This is a genomic window from Cyanobium sp. Aljojuca 7A6 (genome assembly GCF_024346455.1).
Taxonomy (GTDB): domain Bacteria; phylum Cyanobacteriota; class Cyanobacteriia; order PCC-6307; family Cyanobiaceae; genus Cyanobium.
In genome coordinates this window covers 1-6141 of the sequence record NZ_JAGQCY010000030.1, presented here as the reverse complement: position 1 = coordinate 6141, position 6141 = coordinate 1, and the positions used below count along the sequence as shown (strand labels likewise).

The 6141-nt window shown below is 49.2% G+C and carries 10 protein-coding genes; all 10 read left to right on the top strand.

Annotated features, from left to right (window positions below):
• On the top strand, window positions 1-271 hold a 271-nt coding region (locus KBY95_RS16190), incomplete at its 5' end, for an addiction module antidote protein (protein WP_254966321.1).
• A 939-nt stretch (window positions 272-1210) separates the two neighbouring features.
• Window positions 1211-1708, top strand: coding sequence for a hypothetical protein (locus tag KBY95_RS16185; RefSeq protein ID WP_254966320.1), 498 nt, complete (start codon window positions 1211-1213; stop codon window positions 1706-1708).
• Window positions 1709-1896: 188 nt separating this feature from the next.
• Window positions 1897-2088: a type II toxin-antitoxin system HicB family antitoxin gene (locus tag KBY95_RS16180; RefSeq protein ID WP_254966319.1), complete on the top strand. Its 192-nt coding sequence runs from the start codon at window positions 1897-1899 to the stop codon at window positions 2086-2088.
• Window positions 2085-2291 (top strand): type II toxin-antitoxin system HicA family toxin, encoded by a 207-nt coding sequence (locus tag KBY95_RS16175; RefSeq protein ID WP_254966318.1) that lies wholly within the window; start codon window positions 2085-2087, stop codon window positions 2289-2291. Before KBY95_RS16180 ends, KBY95_RS16175 begins: the two co-directional genes overlap by 4 nt.
• A 312-nt stretch (window positions 2292-2603) precedes the next feature.
• Window positions 2604-3725, top strand: coding sequence for a three-Cys-motif partner protein TcmP (gene tcmP / locus KBY95_RS16170; protein WP_254966317.1), 1122 nt, complete (start codon window positions 2604-2606; stop codon window positions 3723-3725).
• Entirely contained in the window at window positions 3726-4457 is a 732-nt protein-coding gene (locus KBY95_RS16165; protein WP_254966316.1) for a DUF5131 family protein, read from the top strand.
• Between the two features lie 173 nt (window positions 4458-4630).
• Window positions 4631-4930, top strand: coding sequence for a BrnT family toxin (locus KBY95_RS16160; protein ID WP_254966315.1), 300 nt, complete (start codon window positions 4631-4633; stop codon window positions 4928-4930).
• The gene (locus KBY95_RS16155) at window positions 4917-5195 is read left to right on the top strand and encodes a BrnA antitoxin family protein (protein WP_254966314.1); all 279 of its coding nucleotides are present in this window, start codon (window positions 4917-4919) and stop codon (window positions 5193-5195) included. The genes KBY95_RS16160 and KBY95_RS16155 overlap by 14 nt, the downstream gene beginning before the upstream one ends.
• A gap of 141 nt (window positions 5196-5336) precedes the next feature.
• A complete protein-coding gene (locus KBY95_RS16150; RefSeq protein ID WP_254966313.1) occupies window positions 5337-5579 on the top strand; it encodes an AbrB/MazE/SpoVT family DNA-binding domain-containing protein in 243 nt (80 codons plus the stop codon).
• On the top strand, window positions 5579-5938 hold the full coding sequence (gene mazF / locus KBY95_RS16145) for an endoribonuclease MazF (RefSeq protein WP_254966312.1): 360 nt from the start codon (window positions 5579-5581) through the stop codon (window positions 5936-5938). Before KBY95_RS16150 ends, mazF begins: the two co-directional genes overlap by 1 nt.
• Window positions 5939-6141 lie beyond the last annotated feature (203 nt).

The window sequence follows — 6141 nt, the reverse complement described above, 5'->3', positions numbered from 1 at the left end:
CCATCTTGTAAGCAGTGAAGACCAGGCTGCCTATCTTGAAGCAGCACTCGAAGATGGCGACCCCAAGGTCATCGCTGCCGCGTTAGGTGATATTGCTCGTGCCAAAGGAATGACACAGATCGCCCGTGACGCCGGCCTTGGCCGTGAGAGCCTCTACAAGGCTTTGTCAGCTGGTGGAAATCCAGAGTTCGGTACGATCTTGAAGGTTATCTCTGCGCTAGGCCTTCAGTTGCATGCAAGTCCTGCAGATGAGGCGAAGGCAGCTGTCTAACACCGCCATTCACCTGTGCCGCCACCGTAAAGCCATCTGCTTGGTGCACCGCTCACTGCGGCCAGGTGATGGCGAGCGTTATACAGACTGCTATTTCTCACAGCTTGTATGCTTTGATGTCATGCCCAGCACCTGGCCGCGCCAATCCTCTATGAGGGCGACGACAAGGGGCTGCCAGTCAATCGTTTAGACAGAGGCCCAACTCAATGCCACTTATCTCTCAATCGTTAGCAGGACTTTTGATTGCGAGCATTCCAACCAGTTCTGGCAACGTCAGTCCTGCAATACACAAGCTTTGCCTGGAGGCCAGGGATTACGCTGGATGCGTTCAATCGCAAATGGGAAAAGCCTCAGTTCCTGGTGTTGAAGTTAAAAGTGTAATAATGAACGAAGGCGCCGCCCTCGCCGGAGGAAACAGCTGTCCAGATGGCTACGCATACACAGGTGGCGGTTACTGCAAAAGAGTAAAATGTGAATACAATGCTTCCGGTTTTAATGCCCTTGGCCATGATCAGCTAGTAGCGGGAAAGAGCAAATGGGGATGCAAGTATAGTTTCTGGTACGGAGCAGGTGTCATGAGACTTGAAGATGGTGCATTGCGGGCAACCAACAATCCAAACTGTCCTTCAGGGGAGCCTCAACTAGGGTGGAATAATACATGCGAAACCGCTCCTCAAGGATGGTCTCCCCAAGCTGCAGATTCCGCAAAGTAATCATGCCCCATATCTTTTTCCAGCAGCAAGGAAGGCAGTACTAGCGCGAGATGCACAGATTGAATAGAATCGAAAGCTTTGGGCTATGACTATGTAAACTATTGGAACTTGGCAGGGGAGGAGCTGATAGAAGATCACCCGAAGATTTTGTCTACCTGATCCAGCTCGTCATGGCTGAATAGTTCGGTATACAATTGACCAAAGTTGTCTAGACACAACCTGTAGAATGAAGGCCTGGCACGGAACGCTGAAAAGATTTGACTCGTTCACCGATCGCCAAGGATTCGTTTCCTTTGCGACTGAGCCCGATGGCGGTCGGGTGTATGCCGCTCCAGATGGCCTTGGATGGCAAAAAGAAAGTAGACTATTCGAAGTGAACTTATCGGCAAAGAATATCCTGGATTATCGTCGCATTGATCATGTCAACCTCATATCTGACTATTTATCTGATATTGGATTTTCTCACTTTCGAAAGGCTGAGTGGCATTACTGGATCCACTTACGCGGAAGCTACCAATGCCTTGAGCACGAAGGCCTTCTAAAGCGACATGGATTCGATGGTGTTTATACAGAAGAATGGGGATGGCTGAATGTGCATATCCTAGATGCATCACTCATTGAGATTACGTCAATCTATGATGATGATCCGGGAGATTTTGGGATGCTCGGCAACCACAATCAGAGAAAGGGCTGGGTGCCTCGTCCACTTAGCCAAGCTGTATAACATCCAGATGCAGAAGGCGGGAGCATTGGATACTTGTCAAGAATCACAGGAGCCGCCCGCTTCTGATCTGGAGCGTTCTGCGGCCCAGAGACGTTGCCCTGGCTAGCGCGTGGGCCTGGCCGGAGCATGGGCGGCTTGAGTAGACTCAATTGAATACCCCAGGCCAACAGCTCGCGGAGGAACATTCAATGCAGAAGATCAAGTACGTTCATTGGCAGGAGGATGATTCCTGGCTTGGCTACCTTGAGGAATATCCTGATTACTGGACGCAAGGCGAAACGGTGACTGACTTGGTTGAGCACCTGAAGGACCTCTACCTTGATCTCTCAGGCGGACATATTCCGGGTGCTCGCAAGATCGGTGAATTAGTCATGCCATGAAGCGGGCTGATCTGATCAGGTCGATCGAACAGGGTGGATGCGACTTGGTACGCCACGGAGGCAAACACGATTGGTATCGAAATCCAGCTACAGGTGTCTCGCAGCCAGTTCCTAGGCACCGAGAGATCAAGGAACCGCTTGCACGTCGCATTATCCGCCTCCTGTTGGATAGCTCGATAGAATCTTCCAACAGCGATGACTGATTGTCCGCAGAACAATGCCATACACCAGACCCGCCACCGAGATGATCTGGTCGCACCCTTACGACCCTGCGGGCTGGTGATGGCAAGCGTTGGCAGGACAGCAAGCAGCATGAAGAAAAGCTGCGACAAGGCCTTGAGATCCCCAGATCAGTACAGGAGTACTAGGCTGTTGCTTGCCTTTCATGCGTGAGTCGGGTTATGGCATGTATGCGGCATGCGGCCATGCCTGAAGTAGATCAAGCGTCATCCTCAAATGCTGATGTAGTCTTCACAGTTTTACAGCATGAAAATTGCCCCCCCAGGTGAGCGATAATGAAAAAAGATTCGCAGATTAATCTTCTTAGTCACTCGCAGGCAAAAGTCAGGCTATTGTCGGAGTATCTTAAAAGATATCTGAATATAATCAGCAATGATAATCATACGAAAGAAATACAAGTCTATGACCTCTTCTGCGGAGAAGGAATTTACGAGAATGGAGGTGAAGGCAGCCCGCTTCTTATCCTGAGGCAGATAAAGGATATGCATTTTACTAATCCTGCAAATAGGCGACTTATCCCTCCAGTCAACTGCCACTTCAATGATCTGGATTCCAGAAAAATTGAGAAAGTCAAAGCAGCTGTTGCTGCCAAGTCCCTTCATTACCCTGATTTTGGAAGCATTGGCTATTCATCTACAGATTATCAGTGCCTACTGGATCAATTGGTTAAATCATTCGCGAACCTTAGATCTCAGAAACAGAAGGCGTTTGTGTTTATAGATCCGTATCAATACAGACATATAAGTGGTTCACAGATTGCTGCATTAATGGCGTCTGGCTGCGTTGAGGTTCTGCTCTGGCTTCCGACGCAGTTCATGTATCGGTTTGCAAAAAATGGAACACCAGAAGCGCTTTATGACTTTATTTCTGAACTAATTCCCGATTTTTCCGATCAAGGATTTGATGATGTGTGGAGCTTTATCAAAAAGATTAAAGAAGGTTTTCATGCTCTGCTCGGTGAAAGCTTCTTCGTTGACACTTTTACCATCCAAAAAGATCCGTCAACTGTATTTTGTCTCTTCTTTTTCACTTCGCATATCCTAGGATTTCAAAAGATGCTCGAAGCCAAATGGGATATTGATACTGAACAAGGGAAAGGATGGCATTATCAAGAAAATCAGTTGAGCTTCCTCTCGCACTATAAGACCAACCCACTTGAGGCGGATCTAGTGGAGTTTCTTAGAACGAAACCAAGATCTAACGTTGAAGTTTATCGCTTTACAATAAATCGTGGATTCTTGCCAAAGCATACAAATGAAGTTCTTAGGAACTGGCAGAATACCCAAAGAATATCCATAGCGTCACCAACTGGGACAAAACCAAGAAAGAGCGCATTTTACATTGCCTATGAATATTACAGGCAAAATCAAGTTAAGACAATCTTCTCGCTTTCCTAAATGACCACATCAAGCATTGAATGGACTGAGTTAACGTGGAATCCAACTACTGGATGCTCCAAGTACTCTAACGGGTGCAAGTATTGCTATGCCGAGATTATGTCCAAACGGCTGCAGGCTATGGGTGTCGAGAAGTACAAAGATGCTTTTGAAGTCAGGATTCATCCCGACCAGTTGTCGCTTCCGTATAAATGGAAGACCCCTAAAATAGTCTTTGTGAATTCGATGAGTGATCTTTTTCACAAGGAAGTGCCCGCTGATTTTATCAAGCGAGTCTTCTCTATTATGAATGACAATCCGCAGCATGTCTTTCAGGTTTTAACGAAGAGAGCTGAACGCTTAGTTGAATTATCTGCCGAACTGCCTTGGACGGATAACATTTGGATGGGTGTATCAGTTGAAGATACTAGCGTCACTCATAGAGTCGACCGACTTAGAGAAACTAGTGCTCATATCAAGTTTCTATCCTGCGAACCGTTGCTTGGTCCACTTCCTGGCTTAAACCTTGATGGCATTCACTGGTTAATCGTTGGTGGTGAAAGTGGCACGCGGCCCAGACCAATGAGGGAAGATTGGGTTTTTGACATTCAAAGACAATGTGAGGAGCAAGACGTCAAGTTCTTCTTTAAGCAGTGGGGTGGGAGAAACAAGAAAGCTGCTGGCAGATTGCTTAATGGTCGGACTTATGACGACATGCCTGTGATCCCAGAGCGTACAAAGTGTGTCGTGTAGGGGAATCTGCTATCGCCAAATTGCCTGCCAACAACCAGATTCAGAAGACGGGAGCGTAGGCGTGGATCTGTGCCGAGATTCTTGCCCGCTTCTGATCTGGAGCGTTAGGCCCACCTGAAGCCTACTTGTTGAGACGAAGTTGACGGAGGGGATTTCCGTAGCTACGATAAACCGTGCAGTTCGATTTCGACCCTGGCAAGGATGCGACCAATCTGAGCAAGCACGGCCTCTCCTTGGCGGCCGCAGCTGAGCTCAGTTGGGAAGCAGCACTCGTCTGGCTTGACGAACGGGCTGACTATGGTGAAGCAAGGATGGTTGCCTTGGCTCCAATTGGAGACATACTCTATTTTGTAGCCTTTGTAGATCGCGAGTCGACAAGGAGAATTATTAGCCTACGCAGAGCCAATCGCCGTGAGGTCAATCACTATGTCAAAGCCATTAAAGAAGATCAGCCTGAAGATGCCGACACTTGAGGAAGATCAGTTGATTACAGCGGCGGCGGAATCAGATCCTGATGCCCTTCCGCTTACAGACGAGCAGATGAGCGCGATGGTCCCCATTCGCGTGCTTCGCGGACGTCCAAAGTTGGCAAATAAAAAGCAGCTGGTTTCAATCCGATATAGTCCTGAGGTTATTGACTATTTCAGGGCTTCTGGAGCTGGTTGGCAAGCTCGTATGGATGCTGTGCTGAAGGACTATGTCGAAGCTCACTCCACTGGCGATGCGAAGGGGGCCTAACATCAAGATTCAGAAGACGGGAGCGGAGGTAAGCGCCAATTCCAAAGTTTCTGCCCGCTTCTGATCTTGAGCGTTAGAGAGATGAGGCGCAGGCAGCCGAGCCGAAGGATGGTATAGTCCCTGTATAGCCGCTTTAGGGGCATGCAGACGAAAGTCCAGAAATGGGGAAACAGCCTTGGCGTGAGGATTCCTCGCGGCTTGGCGGAAGAGGTGGGCTTGGGCGCTGGCACCGAAGTCAGCCTCACCGCAAAGGATGGTGAATTGGTCCTGAGGCCCTCACTGCCTACCAGGCTCCGACTTCAGGATCTTCTTTCTGGTATCACGCCAGCGAACATCCACGCCTCGGTTGATACGGGGGATGCTGTTGGGGCCGAAGCATTCTGATGTCTTCTTCATATGTGCCTGACCGTGGTGATCTTGTGTGGCTGGAGTTCACACCACAAGCCGGAAGTGAGCAGCGTGGAAGACGGCCAGCTCTTGTTCTATCGCCAAAAGCCTATAACGGAAAAGTAGGGCTAGCCTTGTTTTGTCCTGTCACATCGAAGATAAAGGGATACCCGTTCGAGGTGGAGCTGCCTGATGAATACGCCGTGAGTGGGGTTGTCCTGTCCGATCAGTTGAAGAGCCTTGATTGGCGATCGAGGAAAGCGAAGTTGATCGGGAGGGTTTCCTCGGATATTGTGGCGATGGTTACTGCGAGGGTGTTACCTCTCCTTGAACCTGACACTCCTGCCACTCTCTAACACACCCCTTGAGTGGACAGGCCGCCGTCAACTCTCTGCTTCGCCACCTTGGCTTCCTTGCCTGCCACTCATGGGCAGCGTTAGAAGGATCAAAGGAAAGGCGGAAGCGTCGCCGTCTTGACGCTTTGACGTCAAAGCGCTAGTGTCGAGGGATGGATGAAACGAAACGGGCCACTATCTACTTTGAGGCGGAAGTTCATCGT

What these genes read in the sequence shown, in the direction of transcription:
- KBY95_RS16150 (WP_254966313.1), top strand. Translation starts at nt 5,337, where the DNA reads ATGCAGACGAAAGTCCAGAAATGGGGAAACAGCCTTGGCGTGAGGATT.
- tcmP (WP_254966317.1), top strand. Translation starts at nt 2,604, where the DNA reads ATGAAAAAAGATTCGCAGATTAATCTTCTTAGTCACTCGCAGGCAAAA.
- KBY95_RS16175 (WP_254966318.1), top strand. Translation starts at nt 2,085, where the DNA reads ATGAAGCGGGCTGATCTGATCAGGTCGATCGAACAGGGTGGATGCGAC.
- KBY95_RS16165 (WP_254966316.1), top strand. Translation starts at nt 3,726, where the DNA reads ATGACCACATCAAGCATTGAATGGACTGAGTTAACGTGGAATCCAACT.
- mazF (WP_254966312.1), top strand. Translation starts at nt 5,579, where the DNA reads ATGTCTTCTTCATATGTGCCTGACCGTGGTGATCTTGTGTGGCTGGAG.
- KBY95_RS16155 (WP_254966314.1), top strand. Translation starts at nt 4,917, where the DNA reads ATGCCGACACTTGAGGAAGATCAGTTGATTACAGCGGCGGCGGAATCA.
- KBY95_RS16180 (WP_254966319.1), top strand. Translation starts at nt 1,897, where the DNA reads ATGCAGAAGATCAAGTACGTTCATTGGCAGGAGGATGATTCCTGGCTT.
- KBY95_RS16185 (WP_254966320.1), top strand. Translation starts at nt 1,211, where the DNA reads ATGAAGGCCTGGCACGGAACGCTGAAAAGATTTGACTCGTTCACCGAT.